This is a genomic window from Allobosea sp. TAF32, from assembly GCF_052113585.1.
Taxonomy (GTDB): Bacteria; Pseudomonadota; Alphaproteobacteria; order Rhizobiales; family Beijerinckiaceae; genus Allobosea.
The window spans coordinates 48,571-68,473 of record NZ_JBFRDM010000012.1; the positions used below are offsets into that span (position 1 = coordinate 48,571).

18 protein-coding genes are annotated in these 19,903 nt (G+C 66.2%); 14 read left to right on the forward strand and 4 right to left on the reverse strand.

Annotated elements, in window-relative coordinates; genetic code table 11:
* Positions 1 to 5: 5 nt before the first annotated feature.
* Positions 6 to 1,169 carry a dihydrodipicolinate synthase family protein gene (locus AB4Z16_RS24350; protein WP_441513909.1) on the reverse strand — a complete coding sequence of 388 codons (1,164 nt, stop codon included), beginning with the start codon at positions 1,167 to 1,169 and terminating at the stop codon, positions 6 to 8.
* A gap of 167 nt (positions 1,170 to 1,336) precedes the next feature.
* On the opposite strand from AB4Z16_RS24350, the gene AB4Z16_RS24355 reads away from it, so the two are divergent.
* The 11 genes from AB4Z16_RS24355 (at position 1,337) to AB4Z16_RS24405 (ending at position 10,872) form a co-directional block, all read left to right on the forward strand.
* On the forward strand, positions 1,337 to 2,389 hold the full coding sequence (locus AB4Z16_RS24355; RefSeq protein ID WP_441513910.1) for a LacI family DNA-binding transcriptional regulator: 1,053 nt from the start codon (positions 1,337 to 1,339) through the stop codon (positions 2,387 to 2,389).
* 21 nt (positions 2,390 to 2,410) lie between these two features.
* Positions 2,411 to 4,003: an acyl CoA:acetate/3-ketoacid CoA transferase gene (locus tag AB4Z16_RS24360; RefSeq protein WP_441513911.1), complete on the forward strand. Its 1,593-nt coding sequence runs from the start codon at positions 2,411 to 2,413 to the stop codon at positions 4,001 to 4,003.
* Positions 4,000 to 4,773: an enoyl-CoA hydratase/isomerase family protein gene (locus AB4Z16_RS24365; RefSeq protein WP_441513912.1), complete on the forward strand. Its 774-nt coding sequence runs from the start codon at positions 4,000 to 4,002 to the stop codon at positions 4,771 to 4,773. Before AB4Z16_RS24360 ends, AB4Z16_RS24365 begins: the two co-directional genes overlap by 4 nt.
* Before the next feature lies 1 nt (position 4,774).
* A complete protein-coding gene (locus tag AB4Z16_RS24370; RefSeq protein WP_441513913.1) occupies positions 4,775 to 5,536 on the forward strand; it encodes a 3-ketoacyl-ACP reductase in 762 nt (253 codons plus the stop codon).
* Positions 5,537 to 5,648: 112 nt separating this feature from the next.
* The gene (locus tag AB4Z16_RS24375) at positions 5,649 to 6,317 is read left to right on the forward strand and encodes an amino acid ABC transporter permease (RefSeq protein WP_441513914.1); all 669 of its coding nucleotides are present in this window, start codon (positions 5,649 to 5,651) and stop codon (positions 6,315 to 6,317) included.
* A 10-nt stretch (positions 6,318 to 6,327) separates the two neighbouring features.
* Positions 6,328 to 6,978: an amino acid ABC transporter permease gene (locus tag AB4Z16_RS24380; protein ID WP_441513915.1), complete on the forward strand. Its 651-nt coding sequence runs from the start codon at positions 6,328 to 6,330 to the stop codon at positions 6,976 to 6,978.
* A gap of 45 nt (positions 6,979 to 7,023) precedes the next feature.
* Positions 7,024 to 7,860 carry a transporter substrate-binding domain-containing protein gene (locus tag AB4Z16_RS24385; protein ID WP_441513916.1) on the forward strand — a complete coding sequence of 279 codons (837 nt, stop codon included), beginning with the start codon at positions 7,024 to 7,026 and terminating at the stop codon, positions 7,858 to 7,860.
* A gap of 196 nt (positions 7,861 to 8,056) precedes the next feature.
* On the forward strand, positions 8,057 to 8,791 hold the full coding sequence (locus AB4Z16_RS24390; protein WP_441514014.1) for an amino acid ABC transporter ATP-binding protein: 735 nt from the start codon (positions 8,057 to 8,059) through the stop codon (positions 8,789 to 8,791).
* An 8-nt stretch (positions 8,792 to 8,799) separates the two neighbouring features.
* Entirely contained in the window at positions 8,800 to 9,981 is a 1,182-nt protein-coding gene (locus tag AB4Z16_RS24395; RefSeq protein WP_441513917.1) for an AGE family epimerase/isomerase, read from the forward strand.
* Positions 9,962 to 10,273: a DUF6522 family protein gene (locus tag AB4Z16_RS24400; RefSeq protein WP_441513918.1), complete on the forward strand. Its 312-nt coding sequence runs from the start codon at positions 9,962 to 9,964 to the stop codon at positions 10,271 to 10,273. The genes AB4Z16_RS24395 and AB4Z16_RS24400 overlap by 20 nt, the downstream gene beginning before the upstream one ends.
* 71 nt (positions 10,274 to 10,344) lie before the next feature.
* Positions 10,345 to 10,872, forward strand: coding sequence for an L-2-amino-thiazoline-4-carboxylic acid hydrolase (locus AB4Z16_RS24405; protein ID WP_441513919.1), 528 nt, complete (start codon positions 10,345 to 10,347; stop codon positions 10,870 to 10,872).
* Between the two features lie 6 nt (positions 10,873 to 10,878).
* Here AB4Z16_RS24405 and AB4Z16_RS24410 read toward each other — a convergent pair whose 3' ends face one another.
* Together AB4Z16_RS24410 and argH are read right to left on the reverse strand one after the other, a co-directional pair.
* Positions 10,879 to 13,887, reverse strand: coding sequence for an aminotransferase class III-fold pyridoxal phosphate-dependent enzyme (locus tag AB4Z16_RS24410; protein ID WP_441513920.1), 3,009 nt, complete (start codon positions 13,885 to 13,887; stop codon positions 10,879 to 10,881).
* A gap of 289 nt (positions 13,888 to 14,176) precedes the next feature.
* On the reverse strand, positions 14,177 to 15,595 hold the full coding sequence (gene argH, locus AB4Z16_RS24415; protein WP_441513921.1) for an argininosuccinate lyase: 1,419 nt from the start codon (positions 15,593 to 15,595) through the stop codon (positions 14,177 to 14,179).
* A gap of 150 nt (positions 15,596 to 15,745) precedes the next feature.
* Here argH and AB4Z16_RS24420 point away from each other — a divergent pair, with 150 nt between their 5' ends.
* The 3 genes from AB4Z16_RS24420 to AB4Z16_RS24430 are packed head-to-tail and all read left to right on the forward strand — an operon-like array spanning position 15,746 to position 18,435.
* Positions 15,746 to 16,861, forward strand: a complete 1,116-nt coding sequence (locus AB4Z16_RS24420) for an aminotransferase class I/II-fold pyridoxal phosphate-dependent enzyme (RefSeq protein ID WP_441513922.1) — start codon at positions 15,746 to 15,748, stop codon at positions 16,859 to 16,861.
* A gap of 10 nt (positions 16,862 to 16,871) precedes the next feature.
* Positions 16,872 to 17,489, forward strand: coding sequence for a helix-turn-helix transcriptional regulator (locus AB4Z16_RS24425; RefSeq protein WP_441513923.1), 618 nt, complete (start codon positions 16,872 to 16,874; stop codon positions 17,487 to 17,489).
* Positions 17,482 to 18,435 (forward strand): Rossmann-fold NAD(P)-binding domain-containing protein, encoded by a 954-nt coding sequence (locus tag AB4Z16_RS24430; RefSeq protein WP_441513924.1) that lies wholly within the window; start codon positions 17,482 to 17,484, stop codon positions 18,433 to 18,435. Before AB4Z16_RS24425 ends, AB4Z16_RS24430 begins: the two co-directional genes overlap by 8 nt.
* 125 nt (positions 18,436 to 18,560) lie before the next feature.
* On the opposite strand, the gene AB4Z16_RS24435 is transcribed toward AB4Z16_RS24430, so the two are convergent.
* Positions 18,561 to 19,670, reverse strand: coding sequence for an aminotransferase class I/II-fold pyridoxal phosphate-dependent enzyme (locus tag AB4Z16_RS24435; protein ID WP_441513925.1), 1,110 nt, complete (start codon positions 19,668 to 19,670; stop codon positions 18,561 to 18,563).
* Positions 19,671 to 19,903 lie beyond the last annotated feature (233 nt).

The window sequence follows — 19,903 nt, forward strand, 5'->3', positions numbered from 1 at the left end:
GCTCCTCAGGCGATGCCGTTGATGGCGCAGAGCTGCGCCATGCGGCGCGCTGCCAGATCCGGGTCAACGAACAGGCCGGACTGATCGGCGAGGCGGAAGAGGTCGGCGTAATGCAGGATGCCGCGCGCAGATTCGGCGCCGCCGACCATGCGGAAATGGCTCTGGAAGCCGCCCAGCCAGGCGAGGAAGACGACGCCGCATTTGTAATGTTGCGTCGGCGCCTCGAAGAGCCGACGGGACAGCGCAACGGTCGGGTCGAGGATGGCGTGGAAGCCGGCGCGGTCGCCCGCCTCCAGCTTGGCGAAAGCGGCGGCGGCGGCTGGCGCGATCGGGTCGAAGATGCCGAGCAGCCCGTGCGAGAAGCCTTGCGCGTCGCCGGCGATCAGCTCGGCATAGTTGAAGTCGTCGCCGGTATACATGACGACGCCTTCCGGCAGCAGGCGGCGCATCTCGATCTCCTTGCCGGCGTCGAGCAGCGAGATCTTGATGCCGTCGATCTTGTCGGCGTGCTCGCGGATCAGGGTCAGAACCGTCTCCATGGCGGGCTCGAAATCGCGGCTGCCCCAATAACCGGCCAGCGCGGGATCGAACATCTCGCCCAACCAGTGCAGGATCACCTTGCCACGGCACTGGCGGATCAGGCGGCCATAGACGGCGAGATAGTCGTCCGGCCCCTTGGCGACGCGGCAAAGCGCGCGGCTCGCCATCAGGATGATCTTGCCGCCATGCTCTTCGACATGGCCGATCTGCTCCTCATAGGCGCGGATCACGTCGTCGAGGCTGCGGGCATCCTGCGGAGCGAGCTGGTCGGTACCGGCGCCGCAGGCGAGATCCGCGCCCGGCGTCGCCTTGGCCTCGGCGAGGACACGGGTGATCAGCTCGGCCGCATTCTGCCAGTCCAGCCCCATGCCGCGCTGGGAGGTATCCATCGCCTCGGCGATATTGAAGCCGAGGCCCCAGAGATGGTGGCGGAAGGCCAGCGTCGCGTCCCAGTCGACCGCCGGAACGCGCCAGGGCTCTGACAGCTTCAGCGGGTCGGCGACGACATGGGCGGCAGCATAGACGGTGCGGATGCCATTGGCCGGAGCTGTTCGCGGAAAGGGCGAGGGCGACGACAGCTTGTAACGTTCGCTGCTGCCATCCATGCGGGGCAGGGTGATCTCGGCCATCGCTTCCTCCGAATTGATTTATTGGAACGTTCCATTTCAGAAACGTGCTTACGGCCTTATATCTCTCGATCAAAACGTTTGAAAGGGAGATATTGCGCATCGCTCCATACACTGATAATGGAACGTTCCAAGAAAAGAACAGCGCCTCGCGCATCAGGGACGAAACCATGCCGCAGCCGAAAGGCAGCAAGGGAAAGGTGACGATCATCGAGATCGCGGACGCCGCGGGCGTCTCGAAATCGACGGTCTCGCTCGTCCTGACCGGCCGCGGCGCGGTCAAGCCCGAGACACGCCAGCATGTCCTCGAAACCATGGACCGGCTCGGCTACGTCTATAATCGCGGCGCCGCGAATCTGCGCAATGCGCAATCCCGCATCGTCGGCCTCGTCCTCAACGATCTCTCCAACCCGTTCTTTGCCGAATTCGCCATCGGGGTGGAGAAGGTCCTGCAGATGGCGGGCTATGTCGCCTTCATGGCCAACACCGCCGAGAGCGTGGTGCGGCAGGAGCAGGTGATGCGGATGATGCGCGAACATGGCGCCGGCGGCATCATTCTCTGCCCGGCGCTGGATACGCGACCGGAGCACCTCGACTGGGCCAAGGCAGCCGGCACCGCCCTGCTCGTGGCGATCCGCCGCCTGCCCGGTGCCGACACCAGCGTCGTGGTACCCGAGAACCTCGTCGGCGCCAGCCGCGTCACCCGCCATCTCATCAATCTCGGCCATGAGCGCATCGCTTTTCTCGGCGGCATGCATTCCATGGTCGTCCGGCAGGAGCGCCATGGCGGCTTTCTCTCGGCTATGGAGGCGGCCGGCCGCAGCATCGATCCGGCGCTCAACCTCGAAAGCATGCCGACCCGCGATGGCGGCTTCGGCGCGATGAGCGCCGTGCTCTCACTCGCCGATCGGCCAACGGCCGTGGTCTGCTACAACGACGTCACCGCCATCGGCGCGATGCTGGCGGCGGCGCGGCACGGCCTCGTCGTCGGGCGCGACATCGCGATCGTCGGCTTCGACGACACCAGCGAGGCGCGCCATGTCTCGCCGGCTTTGACCACCGTCGCGGTCGATCCTGTTGGCTTGGGCGAGCGCGCCGCCGCGCTGCTGCTGAAGCAGATCGCCGATCCCGCCGCAGAGCCTGAGAGCTTCATCGGCCCCGCCCATCTCGTCATCCGCGAATCCTGCGGCGCCTATCAGCGCGCACTCGCCGCCGCCGGCTGAAACCTCCCAAGAGACAAAATCATGGCCTTTCCCCGCATCCTCTCTGCCGACGAAGCCGCCGCCCTGATCCCGGACGAGGCCATTGTCACGGTTTCCTCCTCCTCCGGCCTCGGATGTCCCGATGCCGTGCTGGCGGCGATCGGCCGGCGCTTCGATGCCTCCGGCCATCCGCGCAACCTGACGACTTTGCATCCGATCGCGGCGGGCGACATGTGGGGCGTCAAGGGCATCGACCATCTCGCCAAGCCCGGCCTGCTGGCGCGGATCATGGGCGGCTCCTACCCGTCCGGCCCATCCTCGGCCGAGCCGCCCGCGATCTGGAAGATGGTCACAGGCGACGAGATCCCGGCCTACAACATTCCGAGCGGCATCCTGTTCGACATGCATCGCGAAGCCGCCGCCAAGCGGCCGGGCGTGCTGACCAAGATCGGCATGGACACCTTCGTCGATCCCAAGCACCAGGGCTGCGCCATGAATGCGCGCGCCGCCGCCGAGCCGATCGTCTCCCGAGTCGAGTTCGACGGCGAGGACTGGCTCTATTTCCGCAGCATTGTGCCGAAGGTCGCGATCATCCGCGCCACCACGGCCGACGAGCGGGGCAATCTTTCCTATGAGCATGAGGGCGGCCTGCTCGGCCCGCTCGACCAGGCGCTGGCGGTGCGCAACAATGGCGGCATCGTCATCGCGCAGGTGAAGCGCGTGGTCGAGGCCGGCAGCTTGAACACGCAAGCGGTTTTCGTGCCCGGCATCCTCGTCGATGCCATCGTGGTCGCCCCCGACCAGATGCAGACGACGCAGACCGTCTATGACCCCGCGATTTCCGGCGAGGTGCGCCGGCCGCTGTCGAGCTTTGAGACGCCGGCCTTCGACGTCGCCAAGGTCATTGCGCGCCGGGTGGCGCAGGAGCTGCGCCATGGCGATGCCGTCAATATCGGTTTCGGCATCTCCGCCAATGTCCCGCGTATCCTGATCGAGGAAGGCCAGCACGGCGCCGTGACCTGGGTGATCGAGCAGGGCGCCGTCGGCGGCGTGCCGCTGCTCGAATTCCAGTTCGGCTGCGCCTCCAATGCCGAGGCGATCGTGCCTTCGCCCTACCAGTTCACTTACTTTCAGGGTGCGGGCTTCGACATGTCGCTGCTCTCCTTCCTGCAGATCGACCGGCAGGGCTGCGTCAACGTCTCCAAGCTCGGCGTCAGGCCGCATGTCACGGCCGGCGCCGGTGGATTCATCGACATCACCGCGCGCGCCAAGCGCATCGTCTTCTCCGGCTATTTCAGCGCTGCGGCCAAGCTCGCCATCACTGAGGGCAAGCTTGTCATCGAGAAGGAGGGCAAGGTGAAGAAGCTCGTCGAGGCGGTCGAACACATCTCCTTCTCCGGCCCGCGCGCCGTCGCACAAGGGCAGGACGTGACCTACATCACCGAGCGCTGCGTGATGAAGCTGACGCCCGAAGGTATCGTCGTCACCGAGATTGCGCCGGGCGTCGATCTGGAGCGCGACATCCTCAGCCAGAGCGAGTTCCCGTTGCTCGTGCCGCAGCCGCCGAAGCTGATGGACGCGGCGCTGTTCAATGATGCGCTGATCGGCCTCGACGTTCCCAAGAGGGCAGCATGAGCGATCCCGTTCGCCTCGACATCGCCGCGGGCATCGCGACGATCACGCTCGCCCGGCCGGAAAAGCTCAACGCACTCGACGACGTCATGGTCCGGCTGCTCGGCCGCTTCGCCGACGCTGTTGATGCCGACCGCTCGGTCCGCGCCGTCATCCTGACGGCCGAGGGCAAGGCCTTCTGCGCCGGCGGCGACATCGTCGCCTGGGGCGGGCTCTCTCCGCTGGAAATGGGGCAGGGCTGGGTCCGCTCCGGCCATCGCGTCTTCGACAAGCTGGCGCGGATGAAGCCGCCGGTCATCGCCGCGATGAACGGACATGCGCTGGGCGGCGGGCTCGAGCTCGCCGTCACCGCCGATATCCGCATCTGCGAGGCCCGGGCCAAAATCGGCCTGCCCGAGACCGGGCTCGGCATGATCCCCGGATGGTCGGGCACGCAGCGCCTGGTGAGGCGGCTCGGCGGGCAGGTGGCGCGGCGCCTTGCGCTGACCGGCGAGATCGTCACCGCCGAACAGGCGCTGACGCTCGGCATCGTCGATCAGGTCGTGGAGAAGGGCGGGGCACTCGCCGCGGCGCAAGCCATGGCCGAGCGTATCAGCCAGCGCGGGCCGGTCGCGAACCTCATCGTCAAGCAGCTCATCAACGCGGCAGAGGGCGAAGATGGCGGCGCGATCCTGGAGACGCTGGCGAGCTCGCTCGTCTCCTATACGGAGGACGTGAAGGAGGGCGTCGCCGCCTTCCAAGAGAAGCGCACGCCAACCTACCGCGGAGAGTGAGATGACGCGTCCCGTCGCCCTGATCACCGGCGCAAGACGCGGCATCGGCCGCGCGATCGGCGTGGCGCTTGCCAAGGCTGGTCACGACATCGCCTTCACCGATATCGCCGAGGATGAGGCGGTGGCCGAGGCGTTGAAGCTTTTCGAAGGAGCCGGTGCCAAGGCACGGTTCTTCAAGCACGACGTCGCGGCGGTCGCGAGCCATGCGGGTCTAGTTTCGACTGTGAAGGCGGCTTTCGGCCGGCTCGATCTCTTCGTCTCGAATGCCGGCATCGGCGCGCCGGTGCGCGGCGACATGCTGGAGATCACGGAGGAGAGCTTCGACCTCGTGATGGACGTCAATCTGCGCGGCGCGGCCTTCCTCAGCCAGGAAGTCGCCAAGGCGATGTTGGCGGACAAGCCGGATCGTCCGGCGATCGTCTTCATCACCTCGGCCTCGACGGAGCTGGTCTCGATCGACCGGGCGCAGTACTGCGTCTCCAAGCTCGGTCTCTCGATGTGGGCGAAAGCACTGGCGGTCAGGCTCGCGCCAGAAGGCATTCCCGTTTTCGAGGTCCGTCCCGGCGTGATCCGCTCCGACATGACCGCCAAGGTCGCCGCCAAATATGATGCCCGCATCGCCGAGGGCCTGATCCCCGCCGGGCGCTGGGGCGAGGGCGAGGATGTCGCGGCCTGCGTCGCCGCTCTGACGAGTGGGCAATTCGCCTATGCAACAGGCACAGTGATCAACGTCGATGGCGGCTTGCTGATTCCGCGATTGTAGGGATGGTGCGACAACATCGGCCGAGCTGGTGGAACAATGCCGGCCGGGAGGACTGGATGAGGAAGGCGCATGAAGGCTGTTCTGCTTTCGCGGCCCGGCAGGGGCGGTTCGCATGAGCTATGAATTCGATTTTGCCGACGTCTTCGCGGCGTGGCCGGAGCTGCTGCACGGGCTCCTCAATTCGCTCGTGCTTTCGGCGCTGGCGATGGCGATCGGCATGGTCGTCTCGATAGCCGGCGCGCTCGGCAAGACCTCGGGGCCAAAATGGCTGCGCTGGATCATCGACGAATATATCGAGCTGATCCGCAATACGCCGTTCCTGATCCAGATCTTCGTGATCTATTTCGGCTTGCCCTCGATGGGGCTGAAGATGTCTTCGAACGCGGCAGCGCTGCTGGCGCTCGTCGTCAATGTCGGCGCCTACGGCATCGAGATCATCCGGGCCGGTATCGAGAGCATTCACAAGGGGCAGGTCGAGGCGGGCAAGTCGCTGGGCATGCGCCCGCTCCAGATCTTCCACTACATCATCCTGAAACCGGCGATCCAGGCGATCTATCCCTCGCTGACCAGCCAGTTCATCCTGCTGATGCTGAACACCAGCGTCTGCTCGGCGATTGCGGCGAGCGAGCTGACGGCGGTGGCGGGCGACATCCAGTCGCGCACCTTCCGCAGCTTCGAGGTCTATTTCGTCGTCACATGCATGTATCTCGGCCTGTCCGTCTTCTTCTGGACGGTGTTCGCCGGGATCGAGCGCGCCTTCCTGCGCAAGCCAACCCGGTGAGGTGACGACGATGCGCACGCTCGGATCAGCCGACATCATCTACATCATCATGGCGGTGCGCTGGACGCTGCTGCTGTCGCTCGTCGCCTTCCTCGGCGGGGCGATCGGCGGGGCGCTGGTCGCCCTCGCCAGGACCAGCGAGTTCAAATGGCTGAGGATCGCCTCGGCCGGCTATATCAAGCTCTTCCAGGGCACGCCGTTGCTGATGCAGCTCTTCCTCGCCTTCTTCGTGCCCGGACTGTTCGGCTGGTCGGTCGACCCCTGGACGGCGGCGGCGCTCGGCCTGTCGCTCCATGCCAGCGCCTTCCTCGGCGAGATCTGGCGCGGCGCGATCGAGGTGGTGCCGCGCGGGCAATGGGAGGCTGCGACCTCGCTTGGCCTGCGCTATGTTCCGAAGATGGCGCTGATCATCGCCCCGCAGGCGATCCGTATTGCGATCCCGCCGACGATCGGCTTCGTCGTGCAGCTGATCAAGGGCACCTCGCTTGCCTCGATCATCGGCTTCGTCGAGCTGACACGCGCGGGGCAGATCATCAATAATGCCACCTTCCGGCCCTTCACCATCTTCGCGCTCGTCGCGCTGGTCTATTACGTCATCTGCCGGCCGCTCTCGGCCTACAGCAAAAGAATGGAGCATAAGCTCCTCGTCGCCGCGCGCTGAGCGCGGCTGCGCAACACCAAGCCTGCCCCTCAGAGGAGAACGTCCATGTCGCTGTTTAAATCGATTTGCCGCCGCAGCCTCGGCGCGCTGGTCTTCGCCGGCCTCGCTGCCGCTGCACTCAATGTTGCCCCGGCGCAGGCCGCGACGCCTGACGAGATCAAGGCGCGCGGCAAGCTGATGGTCGGCGTGCTGACCGACTACCCGCCCTTCGGCGGCACCGACGCGAACCAGCAGCCAGCCGGTTACGATGCCGATGTCGCGGCGCTGATGGCCAAGGCGCTCGGCGTCAAGCTCGAACTCGTGCCGGTCACCGGGCCCAACCGCATCCCCTATCTGCTGACCAACAAGGTCGACGTGCTGATCGCGACCTTCGGCATCACGCCCGAGCGCCAGAAGCAGGTACTGTTCTCCAACCCCTACAGCACGCTGACGATCTATGTGCTGGCTCCCAAGAGCCTCAGCATCAAGACGCCGGAAGACCTGAAGAACGTGACCATCAGCGTCGCGCGCGCCTCGACGCAGGACATCGCGATCAGCGCCGTCGCCCCGCAGGGCACGCCGCTCAAGCGCTTCGACGACGATGCCACCACCCTCCAGGCGCTGATTTCCGGCCAGGTCCAGGCGATGGGCGCAAGCAACACCATCCTCGCCCAGCTCAACAAGGACTATCCGCAGCTCGGCATCGAGCCGAAGATCACGCTGAAGGAACAGGCCAACGGCATGGCCTTCCGCAAGTCCGACACCGCGCTGGCCGAGTTCTCCAACAAGTTCATCGCCGAGATCGAGGGCAATGGCGAGCTCTCGAAGATCAACCAGAAGTGGTTCGGCATCCCGCTGTCCAAGCTGCCGCCGATGCCGGTGTTCGAATCCGGAAAGTTCTGATTGCCTTCTCAACCACGACTTCGTCCCGGATTTGATCCAGGATGACATACGGGCCAGCGCAATCGCATCGGTTCCCGTAACAGCGGAAGCGCCCGGTCATAGGCCGGGCTCTTCTTCCACCAGCCAGTCCAGAACGGTTTTCCAGATGGCCGCTATCGCCTCAACCGCAGCCGAGATCGGCGCCCCGATCATCGAGATGCGCAAGGTCGACAAGTTCTACGGCGACTTCCACGTCCTGCGCGATATCGACCTCACCGTGTCGCGCGGTGAGCGCATCGTCATCTGCGGGCCGTCGGGCTCGGGCAAGTCGACGCTGATCCGCTGTCTCAACCAGCTCGAGGAGCATCAGAAGGGCGAGATCGTCATCGACGGCACGACCGTCGATGCCAGGCTCAAGGGCATCGAGGATATCCGCCGCGAGATCGGCATGGTGTTCCAGAGCTTCAACCTGTTTCCGCATCTGACGGCGCTGGAGAACTGCACGCTCGCTCCGATGAAGGTGCGCGGCATTCCGCGGCCGCAGGCCGAAGCCAATGCCCGCAGGATCCTGGAGCGCGTCCATATCCCGGAACAGGCGAACAAATATCCGGTACAGCTCTCCGGCGGCCAGCAGCAGCGCGTCGCGATCGCCCGTTCGCTCTGCATGAACCCCAAGATCATGCTGTTCGACGAGCCGACCTCGGCGCTCGACCCTGAGATGGTCAGCGAAGTGCTCGACGTCATGGTCGAGCTCGCCGAGAGCGGCATGACCATGCTCTGCGTCACCCATGAGATGGGTTTCGCCCGCAAGGTCGCCGACCGGGTGATCTTCATGGATGCCGGCGAGATCGTCGAGGTCGCGCCGCCCGATCAGTTCTTCTCCTCGCCGCAGAACGAGCGTACCCGCCAGTTCCTCGGCCAGATCCTGCACGCGCAGACGCAGGCGCATTGAGCCGGCCCATGCTCGACCTGTCGCCTGCCGGCCTGCAGCGCTGGACTCATGAAACGCTGATCCCAGCGTGGATCGAGCGCGCGGTCGACCGCAAGGTGGGCGGCTTCGTCGAAGAGTTCACGCCGGATGGTCGGCCGGTCACCGCGCCTGATCGCAGCGCGCTGACGACGGCGCGCCTGACCTATACCTTTAGCCACGCCGCCCGACTAAGCGGAAGCCAGGCGGCGCTGGAGGCGGCGCAGTACGGCTTCTCGCTGCTGCTGAAGGCGCAGGAAGCCAACGGCTATGTGCCGAAGCGCTTCCTGCCCGATGGAGCGGCGAGCGTGCCGCGTCGCGACCTCTACGATCTCGCCTTCGTGCTGTTCGGCTGCGCGCATTATCACCGCGCGACCGGCGACACAGCCGCAATTCGCCTCGCCGGGGCGACGATGGATCTGATCGAGATGGAGCTTTCTGCTCCGCTTGGCGGCTATGCCGAGGACGATCTCGCCACGCTGCCGCGCCGCCAGAACCCGCATATGCATCTGCTCGAGGCCTTCCATGCGCTTGCGGAAGCGACCGGCGAGCAGCGCTGGCTTGACGCTGCCGGCCGCATCGTCCGGCTGGCGGCGGAACACTTCATCGACGCCATGGGTACGCTCGGCGAGTTCTTCACGCCGGACTGGCAACCCGTCGCGGGCGATGCGGGCCGGTTGCGCGAGCCCGGGCATCAGTTCGAATGGGTCTGGCTGCTGCATCACCATCATCGGCTGACCGGCTGGGAGAAGGCGCGTGCGCTTGCCGACGGGCTTTACAGCTTCGGTCTCGTGCACGGGCTCGACCGCGCGCGGGGGCTCCCGGCGCTGGTGCTCGATGGCGTTGACCCCGAGGGCGCTGTCGTCGCCTCGACGAAGCTGCTCTGGCCGCAGACCGAGTTCATCAAGGCGCTCGGCGCGCGTTTCGAATTCGCCGGGGATAAAGATGCCGGCTCGCGGCTGCCGCAGCACCTCGACCTGATGTTCCGCCATTTCGTCGATGCGCGGACCGGGCTCTGGCACAACCAGCTCGACCGTGCAGGTGGGCCCCTGCCGGTATCGCTGCCGTCCCGCGTCCTCTATCATCTCTTCCTGTGTCTGGCCGAAACGCTGCGGATCATGCCGCCGCCATCGGCCACGTCTCCGGAAGTGAGCGATGGAACAGGAGCGCGCTGAGCCGGCCTGGGCTCCGATCATCCGCGATGCCAGCGGAGCCTTCGTGCTGGATGCGGAGCGTATCGCGGCCCGCTTCGGCTGGTCGTCGGCGGAATGGCTGGAGATGCAGCGCCGCGGCCTCGTGACCAGCCGCGTCGAACGCGGCGAAGGCGAGGATCTGGGCCGCTGGCGGCTCTCCGTTCATTGCGGCAACCGGCGCTGGTTCGCGATCGTCTCCGACGACGGCACCGTGATCGAGGAGAAGTTCAACTTCCTGCCGTCGCCACCGCGCCGCGTGCTTCGGCCGAGCTGACCACCGGTTTTCCGCGACGCCCCGCATGTTCTAAACTTGCGCCGCCGCATGCAGACAGACGGAGGAACGCGATGAGCGAGACGGAGCAACCGGCCGAGCCAGGCGATAACCCGGTCTTCGACGGCGAGATCGGTATCCTCGCCCGCAGGCGGATCGAGGCCGGCATCATCGCGCCGATCTATGAGGAGATGCGCGAGCGCCTGGGCGAGGAGATGGCGCAGTCGATCCTCGATCAGGCGATCCGCAAGGCGGCGATCGCAGCCGGACAATCCTTCGCGGCCAAGACGCCGGGCGGCACCAGCCTGCGCAGCTTCCAGGAATTGCAGGCGCTGTGGACGCAGGACGACGCGCTCGTCATCGAGGTGGTCAAGGCGACCGACACCGAGTTCGACTACAACGTCCATCGCTGCCGTTATGCCGAGACCTATCGCGAGATGGGGCTCGGCAAGATCGGCCACCTGCTCTCCTGCAACCGCGACGGCGTGTTCTGCACGGGCTACGACCCGCGCATCACGCTCGAACGCACGCAGACGATCATGGGCGGCGCGACCCACTGCAACTTTCGCTACACGCTGCAGCAGGAGCCGAAGGCCGGCTGAGGCGGCTCAGCGCGCCGCCTCGACCTCGCGCAGGCAGATCCTCAGCCGGTCGAGGATCATCTCGACATCATCCGCACCGACCGTTAGCGGGGGGCGAATCTTGAGGATATTGTCGGCCGGGCCTTCGCGCCCGACGAGGATGCGCATGTCGCGCAGGCGGTTCATGACATGCGCCGCCGCGTCCGTCGCGGGCTCCAGCGTCTCGCGGTCCGTGACCAGCTCCAGGCCGAGGAAGAGGCCGATGCCGCGCACGTCGCCGACGCTGGGATAGTCCGCCATCAGCGCGCGCATGCCTGCGAGCAGCTTGTCGCCCATCGCCTTGGCATTGGCCGAGAGCCCTTCCTCCTCGACGATGTCGAGCACTTCGGAGGCGATGCGGCAGGACAGGTTCGAGCCGCCGAAGGTCGAGAAATACTCCGGTCCCTCGGCGAAACGCTCGGCGATGGCGCGGGTGGTAATGACCGCGCCGATCGGGTGGCCGTTGCCCAGCGGCTTGCCGAGCACGACGATGTCCGGCTGCACGGCCTGCTGCTCGAAGCCGAAATAATAGTCGCCGAGGCGGCCGAGCCCGGTCTGGACTTCGTCGGCGATGCAGATGCCGCCTGCGGTGCGGATGCGCTCATAGACCGCGGCGAGATAGCCGGGCGGCGGGATGATCTGGCCGCCGACGCTCGGGAAGGTCTCGGCGATGAAGCCCGCGACCTTGCCGCCGCGCTCCGCGATGGCCGTCAGCGCGCCGTCGACCTGCTCAGCGTAATGCAGCGCCCGGTCGGCATCGTCACGGCGGAAGCGGCCGCGATAATCGTCGGCGACGTCGATGAGTTGCACCCAGGGCTTGCGGCCGCCCATGTTCGGCTTGTTGAACTTGTAGGCGGAGATGTCGATCGCGCCGGTGGTGTTGCCGTGATAGCCGTGATCGGGCGTGACGATGTCGTAACCGCCGCTGGCGGCCCGCGCGAGGCGCAGCGCCAGTTCGTTCGCTTCCGAGCCGGAATTGACGAAGAAACAGACCTCCAGCTCCTGGGGGAGCTTGGCGGTGAGGCGCTCGGCCAGCGCCATCGGCGCTGGGTGCAGATAGCGCGTATTGGAGTTCATCCGCGCGAGCTGGTCCATCGCTACCTTGCGGATGCGCGGATGGGCGTGGCCGACATGGGGCACGTTGTTATAGGCGTCGAGATAGGGCCGGCCCATCGCGTCGAAGAGATGATGGCGCCAGCCGCGCAGGAAGGTGACCGGCTTCTTGTAGCTGAGCTTGAGATTGGCGCCGAAGCGAGCCTTGCGCTCGGCCAGCAGCGCGGCCTCGTCGATCGCCTGATAGGCGACGACCTCGTCGGGCAGGTTGAGCAGGGCGGCGGGGTTCGGGCAGATCGCCTGCCAGAGCGCCCAGTCGTCGGGATCGGCGACGCCCGGCCAATCATGTCCCATGCCGTCCAGCGTCAGCGCCAGCTGGAAATGCAGATGCGGCTCCCAGCCGCCGTTCTCCTCGGCCGGGCCGAGCCTGGCGAAGGCCTCACCCGCCGCGATCTCCTGGCCGGCTTTGAGCTTGGCTGCGCCGTCGGCGGCGAGGTGGCCATAGAGGGTGTGGAAGACATCGCCTGCGGGCGTGCGATGCTCGAGGATGACGACGCCACCGTAGTCGAGATGGCCCTCGCGGTTCTCCGCCAGCGCGACCTTGCCGGCGAGGGGCGCACGAACCGGCTCGCCTGCCGGGCCGAACACATCGATCGCCATGTGGATGGTGCGGCGGTTCGAGGCCAGCCAGCGGCCCTTGCGGAAGGCCTTGTCGGTATAGACCAGCCGCGGCTCACCGTACTGGCCGAGCCACCACTCGGATGTGATACCGAGCCCGGTGCCGAGATTGCGGGCCTCGTCGGCACGCAGTTCGAATGGGTTCTGCGGGATCGTCGCCTCGGCGACGCCGAGCGAGCCGACCGGGAGACCGTCGAGCGGGCGGCCAAGCACGGGCGCGAAGCTGCCGCGCTGTCCGGCGATCCAGCTCGCAATGCGACCGGCAGCGTCGGTGACGGGCAGGCCGCAGGCATTGCGCAGGCGCGCGCCCATCAATTTGCCGTCGATGGCGGGGTTCTCCAGCAGGCGCCAGGCGGGGGCTTGCGAGATCGTCACATAGGGGTCGTTCGGGCGGCCCTTGGCCTCGATGGTCGAGTTCACGACACTGACCGCGAGCCGCATGCGGACGAGCGGCCAGATCAGGCCGATCTCCTCGGCGCTGAGCGCCGAGACGCCATGATAGCCGGCAACGAAGGCCGCGAGCGCCGCTTCGGGAGTCTCGTGGTCGAGAATGGCATAGGCGGCGGCGATGGCGATCTCGCAGACCCGTGGACCATTGGTCATGTCGCCGAAATCGATCAGGCCGCTGATCAGGGCAGGCTCACCGAGGCGCGGCTCGACGAGGATGTTGAAGTCGTTGAGGTCGTTGTGGATGGTCTGCCGCGGCAGTCGGTCGAGGACGGGCTGCAGAGCCTCAAAGCTGGCGACGATCTCCGCGACGAGCTTCCGGCGCGATCCTTCCAGCACATCGAGATGCGGTTTGATCCAGCTGGCCTTGGTCAGGTCCCACTTCGCCGCGTCTGGCGCCGCCGTGACCTTGAAATCGCGCAGGGCGAGATCGAGACGCGCGGTCAGCGCGCCGAGCTCGGTGAGGACGGCGGGCGGCTGCGGCCCGGCTTCGCCCATCGGGATGCCCTCGAAGGCGCGCTGGACCCAGACCATGCGCTGATGGCCCTGAGGGTCAGCCACATTCTGCCAGAAGCGGTTGCTCTCGGCGGGGATCAGGCGGGGCAGGGGCAGCGTGGGATCGGCGGCGAGGGCATGGCTGATCGCGGCACATTGCTGGTCGACCAGAGCCGGCTCGCCTTGCGGACGCATCGCCTTGACGATGACGTCGCGTTCGGCGGTCCTGCCGCGGAAGTTGAGATCGTATTCGCCGCCGAGTTGGCGCAGCCCGCCATCGATGCCGAACCGCTCGGCCACCCCACGCAACCAGACGTGTTCCATCTCGCCTCCCCGCGGCAGAGCTACACGGGCTCCGCGCTCATTCCTTCAGGCCCGGTCGAATCGACCGGCCCCGTCATCCATAGCCAGAAAGGCAGCCGGTTTGATCCCGCAAAGTTTGCGTGACGGCGGCTGCCGGGATGCGTGGGGCGAGGGCGATTGTCACTCCGGGGCGCGCCGAAGGCGCGAACCCGGAACCCACGACCGAGTGAGACATCCTGTGTTCGGTTGCTGGCCGCTCACCCAGTCGTGGATTCCGGGTTCTTCGCTGCGCGAAGCCGCGGAATGACAACTAAGCCTGGATCGGCTTGCTGGATAACCAATGCCCTTTCGCCCGCTCGATCGCCTCGCGCACCGTGTCGGGGGCGGTGCCGCCATAGCTGCGGCGGCTGCGGACGGAATGCTCTGGCGCCAGCACCTCGAAGACCGCGGCGCTGATGCGGGGATCGACCGAGTGCATGGCGTCGAGGTCTAGCGCCTGCAAGGTGCAGCCCTTGGCCTCGGCCAGCGCGACGACGCGGGCGGTGATGTGATGTGCGTCGCGGAAGGGGATTCCGGCCTCGCGCACCAGCCAGTCGGCGAGGTCGGTGGCCGTCGGGAAGCCGCGATCGAGGAAGGCGCGCATGTTTTCCGGACGTACCGTCAGGTCGCGGACCATTCCGGTAGTGGCGGCAACGCAGAGCTCGACGGTTTCGAGCGCGTCGAACATCGGCTCCTTGTCCTCCTGCATGTCCTTCATGAAGGTCATCGGCAGGCCCTTGACCGTCATCAGCAGGGCGGTGAGCGAGCCGACGACGCGGCCGGTCTTGCCGCGCACCAGCTCGGCGGCGTCAGGGTTGCGTTTCTGCGGCATGATCGAGGATCCCGTCGTGAAGGCGTCCGACAGCGCGATGAAGCGGAAGCCGTCGCTGCACCAGAGCGTGATCTCCTCGTTGATACGGGAGAGATGCACGGCGAGCATCGAGCAGCAGAACAGAAGCTCGCAGATATGATCGCGCGAGCCGACCGAATCCATCGAGTTCTCGGTCGGCCGAGCGAAGCCGAGTTCGGCAGCCGTGAACTCTCGGTCGATCGGGAAGGCGGTGCCGGCGAGCGCGGCGGCGCCGAGCGGCGAGATATTGGTGCGCTGGCGTGCGCCGGCGAGGCGCTCGCGGTCGCGCCCGAACATCTCGACATAGGCCATCAGGTGGTGGCCGAAGGTCACGGGCTGCGCGACCTGCATATGGGTGAAGCCGGGCATGATCGTCTCGGCATGCTCGCTGGCACGCTCGATCAGGGCGCGCTGCAAATCCTGGATCACGCTGTCGAGCCCGTCGATGGCGTCGCGCATCCAGAGGCGGACATCGGTGACGGCCTGGTCGTTGCGGCTGCGGGCGGTGTGCAGCCGCCCGGCCGGCTCGCCGATGATCTCCTTGAGGCGCGCTTCCACGTTCATGTGGATGTCCTCGAGGTCGATGCTGAACTGGAGTTCGCCGCGGTCGATCTCTCCTCGGATCTGGTCGAGCCCGGCCTGGATGCGCTCGTTGTCCGCGCTCGCGATGATGCCCTGGCGGGAGAGCATCGCGGCATGGGTCTTGGACGCCGCGATGTCCTGCCGGTAAAGCCGGTAGTCGAAGCCGATCGAGGGATTGATCCGGCGCATCACATCGGCCGGAGCCATGGTAAAGCGACCGCCCCACATCTTGTTGGCACCGGGTTTCTGGTCGGACATGATGGGCTCTCCGGGAGCGGCTGCGACGTGGTCGCCAAGGGATAGCAACCACGATTTGGACTGTAAATTCCAAAATCGACCTTGACGTCCAAATGATGCCCATCATACTCGCGGGAGATGCGACGGGTCGGCCGGCGCGGGATGGGCAGCATGAAGATCGAAGAATTTAGCCTGGAGCGCATTCAGTCGCTCTACGAGAACACCGTCGAGTTCAATCTCTCGGATAGCGGCGTCCATCCCTATTCGCTGAACGAATTGCTGAGCGCCGAGCAGCGCGCCAAACTGATGGAGGTCGAGCTCGGCTATGGCTGGACCAATGGCGCGGTCGAACTGCGCGAGGACATCGCCAAGCTCTATCGCAACCGCACCTCGGACGAGGTGATCGTCACCAACGGCTCGGCTGAAGCCAATTTCCTGATGGTGATGTCGCTGATCGAGCCGGGCGATGAGATCGTCGTCTTCGTGCCGAACTACCTGCAGATCTGGGGCTGGGCGCGGGCGATCGGCGCCACGGTCAAGGAAGTGAAGCTGCGCGAGGAGCTGGGCTGGACGCCCGATCTCGACGAGGTCCGCCAGGCGATCACGCCGCGCACCAAGTTGATGACGATCTGCAACCCGAACAATCCGACCGGCAGCCTGCTTTCGCGCGAGACGATGGATGCGCTCGTCGAGATTGCCCGGGCGCAGGGCTGCTACCTCCATGCCGACGAGGTCTACAAGGGCGCCGAGCTCGAAACCGACGAGCCGCCCAGCTTCGCCGATCTCTACGACAAGGCGATCATCACCAGCGGGCTCTCCAAGGCGATGGCGCTGCCGGGCCTGCGCATCGGCTGGCTGGTCGGGCCGGCCAAGGACATCTACACGGCCTGGCAGAACAAGGACTACACTTCGATCACCACGAGCGCGCTGAGCGAGCATATCGCCCGCATCGTCATCCAGCCGGCGAAGCGCGCCGAGATTCTGCAGCGAAGCAAGACCATCCTGCGGGAGAATCTCGCGTTGCTCTCGAACTGGGTGAAGGCGAATGACGAGTTCTTCTCCTTCGTGTCGCCCAAGGCCGGCGGCATGGCCTTCATCAAGTACAGCCACTCGATGAACTCGACCGAGTTGGTGCATCGCTTGCGCGAGGAGCGCGGCATCATGCTGCTGCCGGGCGATGTCTACGGGATGGACGGCTATATCCGCATCGGCATCGGCGCGCCGGGGGACCACCTCTCCGCCGGGCTGGAGCGACTGAGCGACTATCTCAAGTCGCAGCCACGCTGAACCTGCGCGCATGACGCCGGAACTCGCTCCCTATCTGCCGGTCTGCGATGCGGTGGCGCTGCTGTTCCGGCCGCATGCCGAAGTCGTGCTGCACGACCTCGCCTCGCAGAGCGTCGTGCATATTGCAGGCAATTTCTCGCAGCGCGTGCTGGGCGAGCCGTCCCTGCTCGACGAGATCGGCTTCGATCCCGACGAAACGATCATCGGCCCCTACGAGAAGGTGAACTGGGACGGGCGGCGACTGAAATCGATCAGCATCGTGCTCTCGGCCGGGAGCAAGGCCATCGGCGTGCTCTGCATCAATGTCGATGTCTCGCAGTTCCACGCGCTGATGCAGACGCTGTCCGCACTGGCGACTGTACCGGCCGGCGCGGAGAAGCCGCAGGCGCTGTTCAAGGAAGATTGGCACGAGCGCATCAACGAGTTCGTGCAGCAATGGACGCAAAGCCGTGGCCTTGCCGTGACCAGCCTTAGCCGGGCCGAGAAGCGCGAACTGGTGGCGGATCTCGCCGCCAACGGCGCCTTCGGTGGGCGCAATGCGGCCGCCTATATCTCGCGCATCCTCGGGCTCGCCCGCGCGACCGTCTACAACTACCTCAACCAGGCCAACGAGGCCCCGGATGCTTGACCTGTCGCGCGCTGAGATCGAGGCCGCCGTCGATCTCGACCGGGCCTTCATCGCGCTGGAGGAGGGGTTCAAGGCGGCTGCTGCCGGCCAGGTGCAGATGCCGCCGGTCGGTTATCTCGGCTTCCCCGCGCATCATGGCGATTGCCATATCAAGTTTGGCCATATCGCCGGCGATTCCATCTTCGTCGTGAAGATTGCGACGGGGTTCTACGACAACCCGGCCAAGGGGCTGCCGACGACGAGCGGGATGATGATCGCGCTCTCGGCCGAGACCGGCGCTGTCGTCGCCATCCTGCGGGACGAGGGCTGGCTGACCGATCTCAGGACGGCGCTGGCCGGGGCCATCGCGACGCGGGCGGGGATGCGGGCCGATGCGCGCCGGATCGGGATCGTGGGCGCGGGCACGCAGGCGCGTTTCCAGATCCGCGCTGCTGCGCATCTGCTGCGGGAGCGCGAGCCGCGCTTTGCGGTGTGGGGGCGCTCGCCTGAAAAGCTGGAGGCGTTGCGGCGCGATCTTGACGGGGAGGGGATCGTCGTCGAGACGGCGGCGGAGCTGGAAGCGCTCTGCGCGCAGTCGGATGCGCTGATCACGGTAACGCCGGCTGCTGCGCCGATCATCCGCGACGACTGGATCAGGCCGGGCATGCATATCACCGCGCTCGGGGCCGATGCGCCGGGCAAGCAGGAGCTAGACACAGCGCTTGTCGCGCTTGCCGATACCCGGATCGCGGATTCGCTGGAGCAGAGCCTCGACCATGGCGAGTTCGCTGCCGCCGCGGCCGTCGGGCTGATCGATGCGGGCGATTGCGTTGAGTTGGGGGCCGTGCTGGCCGGTGATGTTCCAGCCCGGCGTTCGGACAGCGATATCACCATCGCCGACCTAACGGGTGTTGCAGTTCAGGACATCGCGATCACGCGGGTGGTGCTGGAGGGGATCGGGCGCTGAAGACTCGTTCCGGCCGTCATTCTCGGGCTTGACCCGAGATTCTCTGGACAGTGAGGCACGGGAGCCTTCGTCGGCAGGAGATGCTCGGGTCAAGCCCGAGCATGATGGCGAGGCGGAAAGGCTAGTCAGCCCTTGTGACGCGCCAGAAAGCGATCCATCCGCGCCAACCCGTCCCGCAGCACCTCGGTCGGCACGCCGATGCCGATGCGGATGTGGTTCTCGATGCCGAACCAGCTTCCGGCGACGACGAAGACGCTCTCTTCCTCGCGCAGCTTCTGCGAGAAGGCCTCCGAGGACATGTTGAGCGAATAGCGCAGGAAGGCCATGCCGCCGGCCTGAGGACGCCGCCATGACCAGTCGTTATGCTGCGCCATCCATTGCGCAACGAGATCGGCATTGCTGCGCAGCAAATCGCGACCGCGCGCGAGCAGGCGGCCGCGCGTTTCCGGCCGCATCACCTCTTCCGCGAGGATCTGGCTGAGGATGCCGCTGCCGATGGTGGTGTAGTCCTGTCGCTCGGCCGCGGCGGAGACGACCTCCGCGGGAGCGACGATCCAGCCCAGACGGAGGCCCGGGCAGGCGAAGGATTTCGACAGGCTCGAGGTGACGAGCACCTTGGGGTAGCTGCCCCAGAGCGTCTGCGTCTCCGCGCCGTCGATCTCGCCGCCGCGGTAGATCTCGTCGACGATGAGCCAGGCGTCGTTACGCTCGGCGGCCTCGATGAGAACGGCGCGGCTTGCGGCGGAGAGCACGCTGCCGGTCGGGTTGGCCGGGTTGGTCACGGCGATGGCCTTGGCGCCGGCAGCGACGGCGGCGAGCTGCTCTGCGTCGATCTGCCAGTCGCTCTCGCCGGAGAGTTCGAGCCGGCGAATGTCGAAGCCGAGCGCGCGGCCGAGGCCGTCGATCTGCATGAAGTTAGGCAGGGCGAAGACCAGCGCGTCGCCGGGCTCGAACAGCGCCATCAACGCGATCATCGTCGCCTCGGAGGAGCCGTTGGTCACCAGCACGTTGGCGGCGGTGGCGCCCGGATACCAGGAGGCGATGTTGCTGCGCAGGTCCGGCCGGCCGTCGGTCCAGCCATAGCCGAGAGGCTGCTTGAGCAGGTCGCGCGCCGCCTGTTCGCCCAGAATATCCTCGATCGCCCAGGGATGGACGCCGCTTTCGGTCAGATTGATCTCGACGTCGTTCTCGAAGAGCGTCTGATTCCGCTCCATCTGGAAAATGTCGAACTTCACGGGAGCCTCCGGCAATGCCGCACCGAGCCCCGCTATCGTAGGGCAGCGCGTTTGCCTGATCTGTGAGGCCGGGCGGTCGAGGGGTCAAGTCAAATTTGGACAATCAGTCCAATTTGGACTTACTGTTTATTTACTCCGTGTTGCGGCGTCGGTTAGCGACCGGCCCGCACCGCCACGGCCCGCAGCAGCGCCGAAGCCGGGTTCGATATCCTCGCCTATGCACGGCTCGTTGT